Origin of the sequence: Paracoccus sp. (in: a-proteobacteria) (genome assembly GCF_030536915.1) — a bacterium.
Lineage (GTDB): Bacteria > Pseudomonadota > Alphaproteobacteria > Rhodobacterales > Rhodobacteraceae > Paracoccus.
In genome coordinates, this window is the sequence record NZ_JAUNPC010000193.1 from 1 (window position 1) to 2,181 (window position 2,181).

Genomic DNA, 2,181 nt, shown 5'->3' on the forward strand with positions numbered 1-2,181 from the left:
GGGAAACTTGCAAGATAAGCGCCCATCCATCGGAGAAACCCCATGACCCCGACCCGCCTTGCACTTGCCGCCGCCGCCGCGCTGGGGCTTCTGGCCCCCGCGGCCCACGCCGAGACCCTGAGGATCGCCACCGAGGGCGCCTATCCTCCGTTCAACTACACCGAGCCGAACGGCCAGCTGGCCGGCTTCGACGTGGACATCGCCCGCGAGCTTTGCGCCCGACTCAAGGCCGAATGCGAGATCGTGGGGCAGGACTGGGACGGCATCATCCCCGGCCTGCTGGCGAACAAGTACGACCTGATCGTGGCCTCGATGTTCATCACCGAGGAACGCCGCCAGCAGGTCGATTTCAGCGAGCCCTATTACCGCGCGGCGATGACGCTGGTGGCGCCCAAGGGCGCGGGGCTTGCCGATCTCAGCCCCGAGGGGCTGAAGGACAAGGTGATCGGCGCCCAGGCGGGCACGACCCAGGGCGACTATGCCAGCGCGACCTTCGCCCAAAGCGACGTGCGGCTTTACCCGACTCAGGACGAGGTCAACCTCGACCTTGCCGGCGGGCGCATCGACCTGCAGGTGAGCGACATGCTGCCCATGCTCGACTGGACCATGAACAGCGAGGACGGCGCCTGCTGCGAACTGGTGGGCGAACCGATCACCGACCCCGCCTTCGTGGGCGAGGGCGTGGGCATCGCGATGCGCAAGGGCCAGGACGAGCTGCGCGGCCGGGTCAACGCGGCCCTGGCCGCCATGCGCGCCGACGGGTCCTACAAGGCGATGAACGACAAGTACTTCCCCATCGACGTCTATACCCTGAAGTGAACGAACGGGCGCGGGGCCGATGATCGAGGCGCTTTCCCTTGGCGACGCCGGCTGGGGCGACGAGCTTCTGCGCGGGCTCGGCGTCACCGTCCGGCTGGCGCTGACCGCCCTGCCCGTCGGGCTGGCCTTGGGCTTCGCGGTCGCGGGCCTGTCCATGGCGCGTTCGCCCCTGCTGCGGGCGGCGGGCTTCGGCTACACCACCCTGATCCGGGGCCTGCCCGAGATCCTGACGCTGTTCGTGGTCTACAACGGCCTGGGGCTGCTTCTGGCGCGCGCGGCGCTGTGGCGCGCGCCGGGGGCGGCGGCGCCCGACTTCAGCCCCTTCGTGGCGGGGGTGATCGCGCTGTCGCTGGTCTTCGGCGCCTATGCGGCCGAGGTGCTGCGCGGCGCCTTCGCCGCCCTCGACCGCGGCCAGGTCGAGGCGGGGCAAAGCGTGGGCATGACCCGCGCGATGATCTTCCGCCGCATCAAGCTGCCGCAGATCTGGCGCTTCGCGCTGCCGGGCCTGGGCAACCTGTGGATCAACCTGCTGAAGGACACCTCGCTGGTGTCGGTCATCGCCCTGAACGACCTGATGCGGATGACAAAGGTGGCGGTGGGCGTCACCAAGCAGCCCTTCACCTTCTACCTGGTCGCCTGCCTGGCCTACTGGGGCTTGTGCGTCCTGTCGGAACTGGTGCTCGCGCGGCTCGAGGCGCGGTCCCGCCGCGGGGTGCGGAGGGTCTGATGCAGCCGCTTCAATCCCTCCACGCCGCATGGCCCGCGCTGATCGACGGGCTTTGGGTCACGCTGCAGCTGACGGGCCTGGCCTCGGCCCTGGCGATCGCGCTGGCGGTGCCGCTGGCGCTGGCCCGCGTGGCCGCGCCGCGCGCCGTGCAGGTGCCGCTGCGGGTCTACATCTCGTTCGCGCGCGGCACGCCCATCCTGGCGCAGCTGTTCCTGGTCTTCTACGGCTCGGGCCAGTTCCGCCCGCTGCTGACGGACTGGGGCCTGTGGCCCTTCTTCCGCGATCCCTTCAACTGCGCGCTGCTGGTCTTCGTCTTCAACTCGACCGCCTACCAGACCGAGATCCTGCGCGGCGGCATCCAGGGCGTGCCCCCCGGCGAGGTCGAGGCCGCCCGCGCGATCGGGATGGGCCGGTTCGCCACCTGGCGCCGGGTGGTCCTGCCGCACGCCTACCGCATCGCCTGGCCCGCCATCGGCAACGAGGTCATCCTGCTGATGAAGGCCAGCGCGCTTGCCAGCATCGTCACCGTCTTCGACCTGATGGGCGAAACGCGGCGGCTGTTTTCCCGCAGCTTCGAGCTGTCGGTCTACCTGTGGGCGGCGCTGCTGTATCTGGGCGTCACGGCGGTTTTCGTG

3 protein-coding genes are annotated in these 2,181 nt (G+C 69.8%); all 3 read left to right on the forward strand.

The genetic code is table 11. The features are described from left to right. Positions 1-42: 42 nt before the first annotated feature. Positions 43-819 carry an ABC transporter substrate-binding protein gene (locus Q4F04_RS15605; protein WP_303370704.1) on the forward strand — a complete coding sequence of 259 codons (777 nt, stop codon included), beginning with the start codon at positions 43-45 and terminating at the stop codon, positions 817-819. A 19-nt stretch (positions 820-838) separates the two neighbouring features. After that, positions 839-1,546, forward strand: coding sequence for an ABC transporter permease (locus tag Q4F04_RS15610; protein ID WP_303370705.1), 708 nt, complete (start codon positions 839-841; stop codon positions 1,544-1,546). Then, a partial coding sequence (locus Q4F04_RS15615) for an ABC transporter permease (RefSeq protein ID WP_303370706.1) occupies positions 1,546-2,181 on the forward strand: 636 nt, incomplete at its 3' end. The genes Q4F04_RS15610 and Q4F04_RS15615, both read left to right, overlap by 1 nt.